A 14,876-nucleotide genomic window follows, 5' to 3' on the forward strand; every position below is an offset into this window, starting at 1 on the left:
AGCATCCCGCCATGCCCCTGACCCACCTGCTTTACCTGCACGGCTTCCGGTCCTCGCCGCGGTCGATGAAGGCCCGACTGGTCGCCGCGCGCGTCCAGCGCGACCACCCGGATCTCGCGTGGCTCGCCCCGGCGCTGCCGCCCTCCCCGGCCGACGCGATGGCGGGCGTGCTGGCGGCCACCGCGCACTGGCCGGCCGCCACGAGCGCGGTGATCGGCTCGTCGCTGGGCGGTTTCTACGCGCGCTGGGTCGCGGCGCGCTGCGGCTGGCGCGCGGTGCTGCTCAACCCGGCGGCCCACCCGGCCCGCGACCTCGCTCGCCACATCGGCGAGCAGACCGCCTGGCACGACCCCGCCGAGCGTTTCTTCTTCGAGCCGCGCTTTGTGGACGAGCTGCGCGCCATGGAGACCGACCTGGCCCACGCGCCCCGACCCACGCCCGACCGGCTGCTCGCCGTGGTGGCCACCGGCGACGAGGTGCTCGACTGGCGCGAGATGAACGCCTTCGCGGCCGGCGGCACGCTGCGGCAGGTGCAGGGCAGCGACCACGCGCTGAGCGACTTCGACGACCACATCGACGCGGTCTTCGGCTTCCTGCGCGGCTGATCGCGCGCCACCCCCATGGGACAATCGCGCCCATGCATATCCTGTTTGACGAGGCCGGCAAATTCCTGACCGGCCGGCTGATGTCCGAGGCCGAGAGTTCGCTCCAGGTCGAACTCGACTCGGGCAAGCGCGTGAAGGTCAAGGCGGTCAATGCCTTGCTGCGTTTCGAGAAACCCAGCGGCGCCGAGCTCATGGCCGCCGCCGGCGCGCTGGCCGCCGACATGGAACTGGCGCTCGCCTACGAATTTGCGCCCGACGAGGAGTTTGGCTTCGCCGACCTGGCGCGCGACTACTTCAGCGCCCAGGCCGGCGCCGTGGAGCAGGCCGCGGCCCTGATCTGTCTGCAAGGCGCGCCGCACTACTTCCGCCGGGCCGGCAAGGGCCGCTTCCGCAAGGCGCCGCCCGACATCGTGGCCCAGGCCCTCGCAGCCATCGAGAAAAAGGCCCAGCTGCAGGCGCAGATCGACGCCTGGGCGACCGATCTGGTGGACGGCCGCTGCCCCGAACCCGTGCGCGAACAGCTCTACCGGATCCTCTTCCGACCGGACAAGAACGCGCCCGAGTACAAGGCCGTGGTCGACGCGGCCAAGCGCAGCCAGACGGCGCCGCTGGCGCTGCTGCAGCGCGCCGGCGCGATCACCAGCGCCTACGAGTTCCACTGGCAGCGATTCCTGTTTGACCAGTTCCCCAAGGGCACGGGCTTTGCGCCCCTGGCTGCGCCGGCGGTGGTCGACACGCTGCCCGTGGCGCCGGTGCAGGCCTTCTCGGTCGACGACTCAGCCACCACCGAGATCGACGACGCGTTGTCGGTGCAGGGCCTGGGCAGCGGACAGGTCACGGTGGGCATCCACATCGCCGCCCCCGGCCTGGCGATCGCGCCCGACAGCCCGCTCGACCAGGTCGCCCGCGCGCGCCTGTCCACGGTCTACATGCCCGGGCACAAGATCACCATGCTGCCGGACGCGGTGGTGGCGGCGTACACGCTGGAAGCCGGCCGCGACTGCCCGGCCGTGTCGCTGTACGTCACGCTCGACGAAACCAGTCTGGCGGTGGTGGCCAGCCGCACCGCGCTGGAGCGCGTGCCGGTGGCCCACAACCTGCGCCACGACAAGCTCGACGCGGTGATCACCGACGACTGGCTCGCTGGCACGCCCTCGCCCGACGCCCCGCCCGAGCTGGCGGCGCTGCAGCCGTCGCTCGCCTTCCTGCACCGGCTCGCGCGCCACCTCAAGGCGCAGCGCGAGGTCGCGCGCGGCAAGCCGGAAACCTTCACCCGCCCCGACTACACCTTCCGGCTCGAGGGCGTGGGCCCGGACGGCCCGCGCGGCGATGAGACAGTGCGCATCGGCACGCGTTCGCGCGGCGCGCCGCTGGACCTGATGGTGGCGGAAGCCATGATCCTGGCCAACAGCACCTGGGGGCAGTGGCTGGCCGACAGCGGCGTGCCCGGCATCTACCGCAGCCAGGCCAGCCTGGCACCCGGGGTGAAAGTCCGCATGGGCACCAAGCCGCAGCCGCACGCGGGCATCGGTGTGAAGTGCTACGCCTGGAGCACCTCGCCGCTGCGCCGCTATGTGGACCTGGTCAACCAGTGGCAGATCATTGCCTGCGCCCGCCACGGCCAGACCGCCGCACTCGCCGCGCCCTTCAAGCCCAAGGACGCGAACCTGTTCTCCGTGATCAGCGCCTTCGACGCCGCCTACACCGCCTACAACGGCTTCCAGGGCGGCATGGAGCGGTACTGGACCTTGCAATACCTGCGCCAGCAGGGCATCACCGAACTGGAAGCCACCGCCATCCGCGATGGGCTGGTCCGCGCCGACACCTTGCCGCTGGTGCTGCCGGTGCTCGGCGGCGACGGGCTGGCGCGCGGCGCGCGGGTGCGCGTGCGGCTGGGCGCGATCGACGACATCACGCTGGAAGTCAGCGGCACGGTGGTCGAGCGCCTGGATGCCGACCCGGCGGCGGCCGCCGAGGCGGTGGGTGACGACGCCGAGGACGACTCCCCGCTGGCAGCGCCGCTGGCACTGGCCATCGACGTGGCGGACGCGGACAAGGGTGTGGACCCCCATGCGGACAACCCCGAGGGTGCGGCTGGGGGCCCGGCCAACGGATAATCCGCGCGTGAGCAAGCCCGGCCGCCCGTTTCTGACGACCCTGCGAAACCTCAGCACCCTGCAGGTCGCGCTCGGCGTGTCGCTGCTGGTGCATGCGGCGGTGCTCACCATCCGCTTCGTCGACCCCGAGCGCTTCGACCGGATCATCCAGGACTCCCCGCTCGAGGTGATCCTGGTCAACGCCCGCAGCGACCAGCGCCCGGACAAGGCCGCCGCGATTGCGCAGAGCAACCTCGCCGGCGGCGGTGAAGCCGACCGCGGGCGGGCCACCTCGCCGCTGCCGCCCTCGGCCACCGCGCGCCTGGGCGACACGCCCGAAGACGACCAGCGCCGGGTCGAGGCGCTCAAAGAGCAGCAGACCAAGCTGCTGGCCCAGGTCAAGCGCGCCCTGGCCAGCCTGCCGCCGCCCGATCAGCCGTCCACCCAGCCGAGTCCGGAAGCGGTCGAGCGCGAGGAGCGCCGCAAGGCCCTGGTCAAGGCGCTGGCCGAGATCGAGAAGCGCATCAACGAAGAGAACGCCCGCCCCAAGAAGCGCTACATCAGCCCGTCCACCCGCGAGGCGGTCTACGCGATCTACTACGACGAGCTGCGCCGGCGCATCGAGGAGCGCGGCACCAGCAATTTCCCCGAGGCCGGCGGTCGCAAGCTCTACGGCGAGCTGACCATGATCATCACCGTCAACCACACCGGCGCGGTGCTGGCCACCGAGGTCGTGCAGGGCTCCGGCAACAACCTGCTGGACCGCCGCGCGCAGGCGATCGTGCGTGGCCTGTCCTTCGGCAGCTTCAGCGACGCCATGCGGCGACAGGCCGACCAGATCGTTGTCGTCTCGCGCTTCCGCTTCACGCGCGACGACGGGCTGCAGACGCAGCTCTCCGGTCAGTGAGGCGCCCGGCACGATGCGCGCGTTCGGTCGTTGGGTGTTGTGGGTGCTGCTGGCCGGCGTGGCACTGCAGCTGTTCTTCCTCGGACGCATCGCGGTGATGGTCGCGGTGGACCCGCACAGCACCGCGTTCCAGCGCTCCGAGGCCTGGCGGCTGGCGCGCGACAGCGTGCGCGGCGAGGAACGCTGGCGCTGGGCGCAGCGCTGGGTGGACGGCGACGCGATCAGCCCACACCTCAAGCGCGCGGTGATCGCGTCAGAAGACGCCGGTTTCCTCAGCCATCGCGGCGTCGACTGGGAGGCCATTGAAAACGCCTGGCAGAAAAACGAGCGGCGCGCGCAGCAAGCCGAACGCCGCGCGGCGCAGAACCCACAGCGCCCGGCCCGCGAGCCCAAGATCGTTGGCGGCTCGACCATCACCCAGCAACTGGCCAAGAACCTGCTGCTTTCGGGCGAACGCACGCTGCTGCGCAAGGGGCAGGAACTGGTGCTGGCGGTGCTGCTGGAGGCCTTGCTGAGCAAACCGCGCATCCTGGAGATCTACCTCAACAGCGTGGAATGGGGCGAGGGCGTGTTCGGCGCCGAAGCCGCGGCGCAGCGCTACTTCGGCAAACCGGCCAGCCGGCTCACACCCGCCGAGGCCGCGCGACTGGCGGTGATGCTGCCCAGCCCCAAGTTCTTCGAGACCCGTCCCGGCTCAGCCTACCTGGCCCGCCGCACCGGCACGATCCTGGTCCGCATGGGCGCGGTGGAGCTGCCGTGAACCTCGCCGCCCGGGCCATGAGCCTGTTCCTGCTCGGGCTGGTGCGCTTGCTCACCGGGGCGCAGGCGCGCTGGCACGGTTGTCCGCCCAAGGCGGAGCAACGCATCTATTTCGCGAACCACCAGAGCCACGCCGATCTGGTGCTGATCTGGGCCGCGCTGCCGCACGAACTGCGCGCCATCACGCGACCGATCGCCGCCCGCGACTACTGGACCGCCTCGCCGCTCAAGCGCTGGATCACCACCGCCGTGTTCAACGCTGTGTATGTCGAGCGGGAACGCAAGGGCGACGAAGACCCGCTGGCGCCGCTGATCGCCGCGCTGGAGAGTGGCGATTCGCTGATCCTGTTTCCCGAAGGCACGCGCGGCTTCGAGGAAGACCCGCAGCCCTTCAAGAGCGGGCTGTACAACCTGGCGCGCCGCTTTCCCGAGGTGGTGCTGGTGCCGACCTGGATTCACAACGTGCAGCGCGTGATGCCCAAGGGCGAGGTGGTGCCGGTGCCGGTGCTGTGCTCCGTCACCTTCGGCGAACCGCTGCGGCTCGGTACCGACGAAGACCGCGCCGAATTCCTCACGCGGGCGCGGGCGGCAGTGATCGCGCTGCGCGAAGTCTGACACCGGCATCATGGGATCCTTTCTGCGCAGCCTCAGCCCCAGCCAGCAGGTCGGCCTGCTGTTTGTGGTGGTGTTCGGCCTGCTGGCGCTGGCCACGGTGGCGGTGCTGCTGCTGTCGCTGCGCGAACGCGCCCACGACAGCGACGCCACCATCCAGCGCCGCCACGACAACCTCGCGCTGTTGCGCACCTCGTGGGTCATGGCCGTGGTGTTCTGGGTCGGCTGGGCGGCGGGCGAGCGCGCGGCGATCGTGATGTTCGCCGTCCTGTCTTTCCTGGTGCTGCGCGAATTCATCAGCCTGTCGCCCACCCGGCGCGGCGACCACCGTGCTCTCGTGCTGGCCTTCTTTGTCGTGCTGCCCCTGCAGTACGCGCTGGTCTGGACCGAGCGCTTCGACCTGTTCACCGTGTTTGTGCCGGTGTACGTCTTTCTGGCCATTCCGGTGGTCAGCGCCCTGCGCAACGACCCACAGCGTTTTCTGGAGCGCGCGGCGAAGCTGCAGTGGGGCATCATGGTGTGCGTCTACGGCCTGAGCCATGTGCCGGCGCTCTTGCTGCTGAGCTTCCCGCGCTGGAACGGCGAAAGCGCCTTCCTGGTGTTCTTTCTGGTGCTGGTGGTGCAGACCTGCATGCTGGTACAGCACCTGGCGGCGCGCGGGCGCACGCGCCCGGTGGCGCCCGCGATCAGCGACAGCTTCCACTGGGCGAGCTGGGGCTGGGGTCTGCTGGCCGGCGGTCTGGTGGGCGCCCTGCTGGCGGGCCTCACGCCCTTCAAACCACTGCCCGCCCTGGCCATGGCGCTGGTCGCGTGCGTGGCCGGCACGCTGGGCCACCTCGTCATGAAAGCCATCAAGCGCGACCGCGGGGTGACCCACTGGGGCGGCGCCAGCCGCTCGGTCACCGGCGCCGCCGGCCTGCTCGACCGGCTCGACGCGCTGTGCTTTGCCGCGCCGGTGTTTTTCCACTCGGTCCGCTGGACCTTCAACCTCTGAGCGCGGCGCCATGCGCATCCTTGGCATCGACCCCGGCCTGCAGTGCACCGGCTTTGGTGTGATCGACGCCGAGGGCGGGCGGCTGCAGTACGTGGCCAGTGGCACCATCCAGACCAGCCCGAAAGACGGCGCGCTGCTCCCCGCGCGCCTGAAGGTGCTGTTCGACGGCATCACCGAGGTGTCGCGCCGCTACACGCCGGCGGTGGCGGTGTGCGAGATCGTGTTTGTCAACGTGAACCCCCAGGCCACGCTGCTGCTGGGCCAGGCGCGCGGTGCCTGCCTGACGGCCCTGGTGGCCAATGACCTGCCGGTGGCGGAGTACACCGCGCTGCAGCTCAAAAAGGCGGTGGTCGGTTACGGCCGCGCCACCAAGGAGCAGATGCAGCTGATGGTGCAGCGGCTGCTCCAGCTGCCCGGTCTGCCGGGCAAAGACGCGGCGGATGCCCTGGGCCTGGCCATTACCCACGCGCAGGTCGCCCGCACCACGGCCGCCATTGCCCAGGTCGCGCCGCTGCGGGCCCGCACCCACGCCGCCTACAAGGGCGGTCGCAGCTACTGAAGGCGGCCGCCGGACCGGACCGGCCGGGGTGGGCTCAAACGACCCGCTCGAGGATCAGCACGCCGAAGAAGCCGAAGGCGGCGAGCACCGTCCACTTCAGCACGATCAGGCCCCACTGGCGGTAGCGCGCCTGGCCGGTGCCGATGTACATCGCAAAACACACACCGGCCACGATCAGCAGCAGGAAAACCGTCCAGCGAAACAGCAGCATCGTCGGCGTCCGCGCTCACCAGGCCGGTGCCAGCTGGGCAAAACCCGCGGGGGCCTCGCGGTCGTGGGCGAAGCTCACCACCTCGTAGGCGTCGGGCTGCGCCAGCAACGCGCGCAGGAGCTGGTTGTTCATCGCGTGACCGCTGCGGAACGCGCTGTACGCCGCCAGCAACGGCTTGCCCACGATGTAGAGGTCGCCCATCGCGTCGAGGATCTTGTGCTTGGCGAACTCATCGCCGTAGCGCAGGCCATCGGCGTTGAGCACTTTCACATCGTCCATCACGATCGCGTTGTCCAGCCCGCCGCCCAGCGCCAGACCGTGCGAGCGCATCATCTCCACGTCGCGGGTAAAACCGAAGGTCCGCGCGCGCGCGATTTCCCGCGCGTAGTTGCCGCTGCCCAGATCGAAGGTGACGCGCTGTCCGGTGGAGTTCACCGCGGGGTGGTCAAACTCGATCTCGAAACTCAGCTGGTAGCCGTGGTACGGCTCCAGGCGGGCCCATTTGAGCTGGCGCCCCTCCCCCTCGCGCACCTCCACCGGGCGCGTCACGCGGATGAAGCGCTTGGGCGCGGCCTGGGTGACGATGCCAGCGCTTTGCAGGAGATAGACAAAAGAGGCCGACGACCCATCGAGGATCGGCACCTCTTCGGCCGTGATGTCGACCATCAGGTTGTCGATCCCCAGCCCGGCGCACGCGCTCATGAGGTGCTCGATGGTGTGCACCTTGGCGCCGCCGTTGGCGATGGTCGAAGCCAGCCGCGTGTCGGTCACGGCCGTGGCATTGACCGGAATCTCCACCGGCACCGGCAGGTCCACCCGGCGGAACACGATCCCCGTGTCCGGCGCGGCCGGGCGCAGCGTCAGCTCCACCCGCTGACCGCTGTGCAGACCGACACCGACGGCCTTGGTCAGGGATTTGAGCGTTCGTTGGGCAAGCATGGCCTGGATTTTAGTTCTCCCCCCTGCGCCGCTGCGCGGCTTCCCCCCTGCTGCGCGGGGGGACGCACCCAGCAGCCCGGCAAAGCCGGTTCTGCGGGTGCCCCAGGGCACTGGACACGCGCGCCGACCGAGTGATCGGCGCGCGTGGACCCGACCGCGGGGCCCCGTGGATCGGGCTTGGCCCGGCCACTGGGGCCGTCCCCCCTCCGGGGGGAAGCCGCGCAGCGGCGCAGGGGGGGCACCGATCAATCGGCTTGTTTGCGCAGGAAGGCCGGGATCTCGAAGTCGTCCATGCCGCCGGAGGACAGCGCGTCGACCTTGGCGGCGGCCTGGGTGCGGTTGGTGCGCCAGACGCTGGGCACGGCCATGCCGTGGTAGTCGGGCTGGGCAGCGCTGGTGGGGGTGGCCGCGCCCGGACCGGAGACGGCCTGGTTGACCGTCGGCACGTGGAAAGGCACGTTGTCGGTGCCGGTGCGCAGGACCTGCAGCGGCGGGGCGGTGCGGCGCGACGCGCCGGCGCGGCTCAGGCCGGTGGCCACCACGGTGACGCGCATTTCATCGCCCAGGCTGTCGTCGTAGGCGGCGCCGTAGATGACATGGGCGTCCGGCGACGCGTAAGCGCGGATGGTGTTCATCGCCATCTTCGACTCAGACAGCTTGAGCGAGCCCTTGGCCGCGGTGACCAGCACCAGCACGCCCTTGGCGCCGGAGAGGTCGATGCCTTCCAGCAGCGGGCAGGCCACGGCCTGTTCGGCGGCGATGCGCGCGCGGTCCGGGCCGGCGGCGGTGGCCGTGCCCATCATGGCCTTGCCGGGTTCGCCCATCACGGTGCGCACGTCTTCAAAGTCGACGTTGACATTGCCGTACTCGTTGATGATCTCGGCGATACCCCCGACGGCGTTCTTGAGCACGTCGTTGGCCTGGGCGAAGGCCTCGTCCTGGGTGATGTCGTCGCCGTACACCTCCAGCAGCTTTTCGTTGAGCACCACGATGAGCGAGTCGACGTTGGCTTCCAGCTCGGCCAGACCGTGGTCGGCGTTGGTCATGCGGCGGCCGCCTTCCCAGTCGAACGGTTTGGTGACCACGCCCACCGTCAGGATGCCCATCTCCTTGGCCACGCGCGCGATCACCGGCGCGGCGCCGGTGCCGGTACCGCCGCCCATGCCGGCGGTGATGAAGAGCATGTGCGCGCCGTCGATGGCTTCCCGGATCTGGTCGACCGCGCCCTCGGCGGCTTCGCGGCCTTTCTCGGGCTTGCTGCCAGCGCCCAGGCCGGTGATGCCGAGCTGGATGGTTTTGTGCGCTGCGCTGCGGGTCAAGGCCTGCGCGTCGGTGTTGGCGCAGATGAACTCCACGCCCTGGACCTGCCGCGCGATCATGTGCTCGACGGCGTTGCCGCCGCCGCCGCCCACGCCGATCACCTTGATCTGGGTGCCTTGGTTGAATTCTTCGACTTCGATCATTTCGATGCTCATCTGGTTGCTCCTGGTGCAGTTGCCTGGGGGTCTGGTGATTTGTGGGAAAACGGGAATCAGGTCATCCGGGTGGTCCGGTGTGTTCAGCACACCGTCCTCGTCGTCGACATCGAGCGCCCGGGTCTAACCCGGCGACACCGAGGAACCGGCGTGGCCGGGCCTCAGGTGTCGCCCCCCTTGGGGGGTCACGCGGAGCGTGGCGGGGGGATCTCATCAGAACGTCCCGACGAACCAGTTCTTGACGCGCTCAAAGGCGCCCGACACCGAGCCGGCCTTCTGCGCCACCTTGTGGCCGCGCACCCGGGCCAGCCGGGCCTCTTCGAGCAGGCCCATCACGGTGGCGGCGCGGGTCTGCGCGACCATGTCGGACAGGGCGCTGGTGTAGTTGGGCACACCCCGGCGCACCGGCTTGAGGAAGATGTCCTCGCCCAGCTCGACCATGCCGGGCATGACCGCGCTGCCGCCGGTGAGCACGATGCCGCTGGAGAGCATTTCCTCGTGGCCGCTGTCGCGCACCACCTGCTGCACCAGCGAGAAGATTTCCTCCACCCGCGGCTCGATCACGCCGGCCAGCGCCTGGCGGCTGAGCAGGCGCGGACCGCGGTCGCCCAGGCCCGGCACTTCGACCTGCTGGTCGGGGTCGGCCAGCAGCTGCTTGGCGCAGCCGCTCTCGACCTTGATGTCCTCGGCGTCCTTGGTGGGCGTGCGCAGCGCCATGGCGATGTCGCTGGTGATCAGGTCGCCGGCGATCGGGATGACCGCCGTGTGGCGGATCGCGCCGCCGGAGAAGATGGCCACGTCGGTGGTGCCGGCGCCGATGTCCACCAGCGCCACGCCCAGCTCCTTCTCGTCGTCGGTGAGCACCGCCTGGCTGCTCGCCAGCGGGTTGAGCATCAGCTGGTCGACCTCGAGCCCGCAGCGGCGCACGCACTTGATGATGTTCTCGGCCGCGCTCTGCGCGCCGGTGACGATATGCACCTTGGCTTCCAGGCGGATGCCGCTCATGCCGATCGGCTCCTTGACCTCCTGGCCATCGATCACGAACTCCTGCGGCTCGACCAGCAGCAGGCGCTGGTCGGTGGAGATGTTGATGGCCTTGGCGGTTTCGATCACCCGAGCCACGTCGGCGGGCATCACCTCGCGGTCCTTGATGGCGACCATGCCGCTGCTGTTGATGCCGCGGATGTGGCTGCCGGTGATGCCGGTGTAGACGCGGGCGATGCGGCAGTCGGCCATCAGTTCGGCTTCCTTGAGCGCCTGCTGGATGCTCTGCACGGTGGCATCGATGTTGACGACCACGCCGCGCTTGAGGCCGTGGCTCGGCGCCACACCCAGCCCGGCGAGCTTGAGCGTGCCGCCGGGCAACACCTCGGCCACCACCACCATGATCTTGGCGGTGCCGATGTCGAGTCCGACGACGAGGTCCTTGTATTCCTTGGCCATGGCGATTCGGTCTAACGGGATGTGGGCACGCGCACGGGCGCGGGCCGGTTGGGGTTGAGGGGATCGGCCAGCGTGGTCACGCCGCGCACGCGCAGGGCGTAGCCGTTGGGGTAGCGCAGGTCCACCGACTGGAGGGCACCGGCGTAGCGCGCATCGAGCTGGCTCAGGGTGGCGGTGAAGCGGTTCAGGCGGGCCAGCAGCTCGTCCGACGTGCCCCGGCCCAACTCGACCACCGCCCCGCTGTCGAGCCGGGCGCGCCAGGCGCCGCGGTCGGTGAGCTCCAGGCGCTCCAGCCCGAGCTCGAGGCGTTCCAGCTCGGGCGCGAGGGTGCGGTACAGGGCCAGCACGCGCGCCGCCTGGCCATCGGGGCCGGCGAGTTCCGGCAGGTTGTCACCGTCGTCGGGGCTGGCGTCGAACACGGTGCCGTCGGTGTCGACCAGCTGGCCCGAGCCGCTGGCGTTCCACCACGCGACCGCCTGATGCTCGCGCAGCGTCACGCGCAAGCGGTTGGGAAACTCGCGCCGGACGACCGCCTGCCGCACCCACGGCAGGTCCTCGAACAGCTCGCGCACCGGCTGCAGGTCCAGCGCCAGAAAGCCCGGCTGCAGCCGCGGGCGCAGCGGCGCGGCCAGCTGGGCGCGCATCGCCACCGCGCTCTGGTGGGTGACATCGCCGTCCACGACGATCGATTTCACGGCCCACAGCGGCTGGCGCATCAGCCAGTTGCCCAGGGCGACCAGGCACAGCACGGCGAACACGCTCAGCAGCAGCTGGGTGGCCACGGCCATCAGCTTCACGTCCAGGGGCATGTCGGCGCTGTTCATGGTGGGCTTCAGGGCGCGGCGGTCTGGTCGAGCGCGGCGCTGGCCAGCAGGCGCAGGCAGAGATCTTCGTAGGAGATGCCCACCGCGCGGGCGGACATGGGCACGAGCGAGTGGCCGGTCATGCCCGGCGAGGTGTTGATCTCCAGCAGGTAGGGCCGTCGGGTGGCGGCGTCGATCATCACGTCGGCCCGGGCCCAGCCGCGACAGCCCAGGGCATGAAACGCCTGCAGCACCAGCGCCTGGATGGCCGCCTCCTCACCGTCGGGCAGGCCACATGGCACCAGGTACTGCGTGTCGTCGGTGAAGTACTTGTTCTGGTAGTCGTAGTTGCCACCCGGGGCGACGATGCGGATCACCGGCAAGGCCTGGGCGTCGGCGCCGCTGCCGATCACCGGGCAGGTCACCTCATCGCCGGCGATGAACTGTTCGCACATGACCATCGGGTCCTGCCCGGCGGCCAGCGCGTAAGCGGCATCGCATTGCTCGGGCGAGCTGACCTTGCTCAGGCCGATCGTGGAGCCCTCGCGCACCGGCTTGACGATCATCGGCGCGCCCAGCGCGGCCAGCGCCGCGCGGGTCTCGGCCGCGCTGCGCACCTGGCGCCAGGCGGGCGTGGGCAGGCCCTCGGCCAGCCAGATGCGCTTGGTCATGAGCTTGTCCATCGCCACCGCCGAGGCCATCACGCCCGGACCGGTGTAGGGGATGCCCAGCAGCTCCAGCGCGCCCTGCACCGTGCCGTCCTCGCCAAAACGGCCGTGCAGCGCGATGAAGCAGCGCGCAAAGCCTTCGCGTTTGAGATCGCCGAGATCGCGTTCGGCGGGGTCGAAGGCGTGGGCATCCACGCCGCGCGCCCGCAGGGCCTGCAACACCCCGCCGCCCGACATCAGCGACACCTCTCGCTCGGCCGAGCGGCCGCCCATCAGCACGGCCACCTTGCCGAATGCCTGCCCGTTCATTTTGCCAACTCCATGATGTGTCCCGCCACCGCGCCGATGGACCCCGCGCCCATGCACAGCACCACGTCGCCGTCGCGGCCGTTGTCCAGCACAGCCTGCGCCATCTGCTGGATGTCGTCCACAAACACCGGCTCGACCTTGCCGGCCACGCGCAACGCACGCGCCAGCGACCGACCGTCTGCGGCCACGATCGGCGCCTCACCCGCCGCATAGACCTCGCCGAGCAGCACCGCGTCGGCTTGCCCGATCACCTTCACGAAATCCTCGAAGCAGTCGCGGGTGCGCGTGTACCGGTGCGGCTGGAACGCCAGCACCAGCCGGCGACCGGGGAAGGCGCCACGGGCCGCAGCCAGCGTGGCGGCCATCTCCACCGGGTGGTGGCCATAGTCGTCGACCACGGTGATCTGGCCGCCACCGGGCAGCGCCGCCTCGCCGTAGCGCTGGAAGCGCCGCCCCACGCCCTTGAAATCCGCCAGGGCCCCCAGCACGGCCGCGTCGGACACGCCCAGCTCCACCGCGATGCCGATCGCCGCCAGCGCGTTGAGCACGTTGTGGCGTCCCGGGAGGTTGAGCACGACGTCGAGGTCCGGCAGCTGCACGCCGTTGCGGCGCTGCACGGTGAAATGCATCTGCGCGCCCACCGCGCGCACGTTGACCGCCCGCACCTGCGCGTCCTCGCTGTCGATGCCGTAACTGGTGATCGGTCGCGCGATGGCCGGCAGGATCTCGCGGATCGCGGGATCGTCCACACACACCACCGCGGCGCCGTAGAAGGGCATCTTGTGGAGAAAGTCCACGAAGGCGCCCTTGAGGCGGCCGAAGTCGTGGCCGTAGGTGTCCATGTGGTCCGCGTCGATGTTGGTGACCACCGCAATCACCGGCAGCAGGTTGAGGAACGAGGCGTCCGACTCGTCGGCCTCGACCACGATGTATTCGCCGCTGCCCAGCGCCGCGTTGGCCCCGGCGCTGTTGAGCCGCCCGCCGATCACAAACGTCGGGTCCAGCCCGGCGGCGGCCAGCACGCTGGCCACCAGGCTCGTGGTGGTGGTCTTGCCGTGCGTGCCGGCGATGGCCACGCCTTTGCGCATGCGCATCAGCTCGGCCAGCATCACCGCGCGCGGCACCACCGGGATGAGGCGTGCGTGGGCCGCGACCACCTCCGGGTTGTCCGGGCGGACCGCGGTGGAGGTGACGATCGCGTCGGCGCCCTCGATGTGACGCGCGTCATGGCCGATGTGCACCCGCGCGCCCAGCCCCTGCAGGCGCCGCGTGGTGGTCGATTCGCCCAGGTCGCTGCCGGAGACGGTGAAGCCCTGGTTGAGCAGCACCTCGGCGATGCCGCTCATGCCGGCACCGCCGATGCCGACGAAATGGATGTGGCGGATGGCGTGTTTCATGCCGTTCTGACTTTCGCGAGTTCGACGCAGGCGGCCACCACGGCCTCGACCGCGCCGGTCTTGGCCACGGTGCGGGCCTGCTCCGCCATGCCCAGCAGCTGGGCGCGGTTCAGGCCGCGCAGCAGCGCGGCGAGCTTGTCGGCGGTGAGCGCGGCCTGCGGCTCCAGCCACGCGGCACCGGCATCGACGAGGAAGCGGGCGTTGTGCGTCTGGTGGTCGTCCACCGCAGCGGGAAACGGCACCAGCAAAGACGCGGCGCCCACGGCGGCCAGCTCGGTCACCGTGCTCGCGCCAGCGCGCGCGATGACGAGGTCGGCTTCGGCGTAGGCGCGCGCGGTGTCGTCGATGAAGGGGGTGCAGGTCGCCTCCACGCCGGCCGCGGCGTAGTTCGCGCGCAGCTCGTCAATCTGCTTCTCGCCGCTTTGATGGATCACCTGAGGACGCTCGTCCGCGGGCAGCCGCGCCAGCGCCTGCGGCACCAGGCGGTTCAAGGCCTGCGCTCCCAGGCTGCCGCCCACCACCAGCAGCCGCAGCGCCCCCCCGCGACCGGCGAAGCGCTCGGCCGGCACGGCTTGCTGCAAAAAGGCCGCGCGCAGCGGGTTGCCCACCCACTCGGCCTTCGACAGCGCGCCCGGAAAGGCCGTGAAACGGCGGTCGGCCACCTCGGCCAGCACCTTGTTGGCCAGCCCGGCCACCGAGTTCTGCTCGTGCAGCACCAGCGGCTTGCCCAGCAGCACACCCATCATGCCGCCCGGGAACGTGATGTAGCCGCCCAGACCGACCAGCACGTCCGGCTGCACCCGGCGCACCACCGCAACGCTTTGCGCGAACGCCCGCAGCAGGTTCAGCGGCAGGAGCAGCTTGGTCAGCAGGCCCTTGCCCCGCAGACCGCCGAAATCGATGGTTTCGAGCGCAAAGCCGCGCGGCGGCACCAGCCGGCTCTCCATGCTGCCCGGCGCACCCAGCCAATGCACCCGCCAGCCACGCTCACGCAGCGCCTCGGCCACGGCGAGGCCGGGAAAGATGTGGCCGCCGGTGCCGCCGGCCATGATGAGGGCGCAGGGCTGACGTGTCATTCGACAACCTCCGCGCCCCGCGC

Annotated in this window: 15 protein-coding genes; 7 read left to right on the top strand and 8 right to left on the bottom strand. The window is 70.4% G+C overall.

All coding sequences use genetic code 11. The features are described 5' to 3' along the window. The first annotated feature begins 11 nt into the window (after nt 1–11). Genes AC2D80_RS10600 through ruvC form a run of 7 tightly spaced genes read left to right on the top strand, consistent with a single transcriptional unit; the run spans nt 12 to nt 6,532 of the window. Nucleotides 12–605, top strand: coding sequence for a YqiA/YcfP family alpha/beta fold hydrolase (locus AC2D80_RS10600; RefSeq protein WP_484632983.1), 594 nt, complete (start codon nt 12–14; stop codon nt 603–605). Nucleotides 606–637: 32 nt separating this feature from the next. Next, entirely contained in the window at nt 638–2,722 is a 2,085-nt protein-coding gene (locus AC2D80_RS10605; RefSeq protein ID WP_484632984.1) for a ribonuclease catalytic domain-containing protein, read from the top strand. A gap of 7 nt (nt 2,723–2,729) precedes the next feature. Then, nucleotides 2,730–3,608, top strand: coding sequence for an energy transducer TonB (locus AC2D80_RS10610; protein WP_484632985.1), 879 nt, complete (start codon nt 2,730–2,732; stop codon nt 3,606–3,608). Nucleotides 3,609–3,621: 13 nt separating this feature from the next. After that, a complete protein-coding gene (gene mtgA / locus AC2D80_RS10615; protein ID WP_484632986.1) occupies nt 3,622–4,368 on the top strand; it encodes a monofunctional biosynthetic peptidoglycan transglycosylase in 747 nt (248 codons plus the stop codon). A 17-nt stretch (nt 4,369–4,385) separates the two neighbouring features. Next, a complete protein-coding gene (locus tag AC2D80_RS10620) occupies nt 4,386–4,982 on the top strand; it encodes a lysophospholipid acyltransferase family protein (RefSeq protein WP_484633323.1) in 597 nt (198 codons plus the stop codon). 10 nt (nt 4,983–4,992) lie between these two features. Continuing rightward, entirely contained in the window at nt 4,993–5,973 is a 981-nt protein-coding gene (locus tag AC2D80_RS10625) for a phosphatidate cytidylyltransferase (RefSeq protein WP_484632987.1), read from the top strand. 10 nt (nt 5,974–5,983) lie between these two features. Continuing rightward, nucleotides 5,984–6,532, top strand: a complete 549-nt coding sequence (gene ruvC / locus AC2D80_RS10630) for a crossover junction endodeoxyribonuclease RuvC (protein WP_484632988.1) — start codon at nt 5,984–5,986, stop codon at nt 6,530–6,532. Between the two features lie 34 nt (nt 6,533–6,566). Here the strand turns inward: ruvC and AC2D80_RS10635 are convergent, their stop codons facing one another. The 8 genes from AC2D80_RS10635 to murG form a co-directional block, all read right to left on the bottom strand. Then, nucleotides 6,567–6,743, bottom strand: coding sequence for a hypothetical protein (locus AC2D80_RS10635; protein ID WP_484632989.1), 177 nt, complete (start codon nt 6,741–6,743; stop codon nt 6,567–6,569). A gap of 15 nt (nt 6,744–6,758) precedes the next feature. After that, a complete protein-coding gene (lpxC, locus tag AC2D80_RS10640) occupies nt 6,759–7,682 on the bottom strand; it encodes a UDP-3-O-acyl-N-acetylglucosamine deacetylase (RefSeq protein WP_484632990.1) in 924 nt (307 codons plus the stop codon). 245 nt (nt 7,683–7,927) lie between these two features. Then, a complete protein-coding gene (gene ftsZ / locus AC2D80_RS10645) occupies nt 7,928–9,157 on the bottom strand; it encodes a cell division protein FtsZ (RefSeq protein WP_484632991.1) in 1,230 nt (409 codons plus the stop codon). Nucleotides 9,158–9,370: 213 nt separating this feature from the next. Beyond that, nucleotides 9,371–10,600, bottom strand: a complete 1,230-nt coding sequence (ftsA, locus tag AC2D80_RS10650) for a cell division protein FtsA (protein WP_484632992.1) — start codon at nt 10,598–10,600, stop codon at nt 9,371–9,373. 11 nt (nt 10,601–10,611) lie between these two features. Beyond that, nucleotides 10,612–11,424, bottom strand: coding sequence for a cell division protein FtsQ/DivIB (locus AC2D80_RS10655; protein WP_484632993.1), 813 nt, complete (start codon nt 11,422–11,424; stop codon nt 10,612–10,614). A gap of 8 nt (nt 11,425–11,432) precedes the next feature. Then, nucleotides 11,433–12,380: a D-alanine--D-alanine ligase gene (locus AC2D80_RS10660; protein ID WP_484632994.1), complete on the bottom strand. Its 948-nt coding sequence runs from the start codon at nt 12,378–12,380 to the stop codon at nt 11,433–11,435. Next, entirely contained in the window at nt 12,377–13,777 is a 1,401-nt protein-coding gene (gene murC, locus AC2D80_RS10665) for a UDP-N-acetylmuramate--L-alanine ligase (protein WP_484632995.1), read from the bottom strand. Before murC ends, AC2D80_RS10660 begins: the two co-directional genes overlap by 4 nt. After that, the gene (gene murG, locus AC2D80_RS10670; RefSeq protein WP_484632996.1) at nt 13,774–14,853 is read right to left on the bottom strand and encodes an undecaprenyldiphospho-muramoylpentapeptide beta-N-acetylglucosaminyltransferase; all 1,080 of its coding nucleotides are present in this window, start codon (nt 14,851–14,853) and stop codon (nt 13,774–13,776) included. Before murG ends, murC begins: the two co-directional genes overlap by 4 nt. Between the last annotated feature and the right edge of the window lie 23 nt (nt 14,854–14,876).

The organism is Hydrogenophaga sp. T66 (assembly GCF_057219855.1).

Excerpts from the sequence above, each read along its gene's own strand:
- AC2D80_RS10600 (WP_484632983.1), top strand. The coding sequence starts at position 12 with ATGCCCCTGACCCACCTGCTTTACCTGCACGGCTTCCGGTCCTCGCCG.
- ftsZ (WP_484632991.1), bottom strand. The coding sequence starts at position 9,157 with ATGAGCATCGAAATGATCGAAGTCGAAGAATTCAACCAAGGCACCCAG.
- ftsA (WP_484632992.1), bottom strand. The coding sequence starts at position 10,600 with ATGGCCAAGGAATACAAGGACCTCGTCGTCGGACTCGACATCGGCACC.
- murC (WP_484632995.1), bottom strand. The coding sequence starts at position 13,777 with ATGAAACACGCCATCCGCCACATCCATTTCGTCGGCATCGGCGGTGCC.
- AC2D80_RS10605 (WP_484632984.1), top strand. The coding sequence starts at position 638 with ATGCATATCCTGTTTGACGAGGCCGGCAAATTCCTGACCGGCCGGCTG.
- ruvC (WP_484632988.1), top strand. The coding sequence starts at position 5,984 with ATGCGCATCCTTGGCATCGACCCCGGCCTGCAGTGCACCGGCTTTGGT.
- AC2D80_RS10625 (WP_484632987.1), top strand. The coding sequence starts at position 4,993 with ATGGGATCCTTTCTGCGCAGCCTCAGCCCCAGCCAGCAGGTCGGCCTG.
- murG (WP_484632996.1), bottom strand. The coding sequence starts at position 14,853 with ATGACACGTCAGCCCTGCGCCCTCATCATGGCCGGCGGCACCGGCGGC.
- AC2D80_RS10660 (WP_484632994.1), bottom strand. The coding sequence starts at position 12,380 with ATGAACGGGCAGGCATTCGGCAAGGTGGCCGTGCTGATGGGCGGCCGC.
- AC2D80_RS10655 (WP_484632993.1), bottom strand. The coding sequence starts at position 11,424 with ATGAACAGCGCCGACATGCCCCTGGACGTGAAGCTGATGGCCGTGGCC.
- mtgA (WP_484632986.1), top strand. The coding sequence starts at position 3,622 with ATGCGCGCGTTCGGTCGTTGGGTGTTGTGGGTGCTGCTGGCCGGCGTG.
- AC2D80_RS10635 (WP_484632989.1), bottom strand. The coding sequence starts at position 6,743 with ATGCTGCTGTTTCGCTGGACGGTTTTCCTGCTGCTGATCGTGGCCGGT.
- AC2D80_RS10620 (WP_484633323.1), top strand. The coding sequence starts at position 4,386 with ATGAGCCTGTTCCTGCTCGGGCTGGTGCGCTTGCTCACCGGGGCGCAG.
- lpxC (WP_484632990.1), bottom strand. The coding sequence starts at position 7,682 with ATGCTTGCCCAACGAACGCTCAAATCCCTGACCAAGGCCGTCGGTGTC.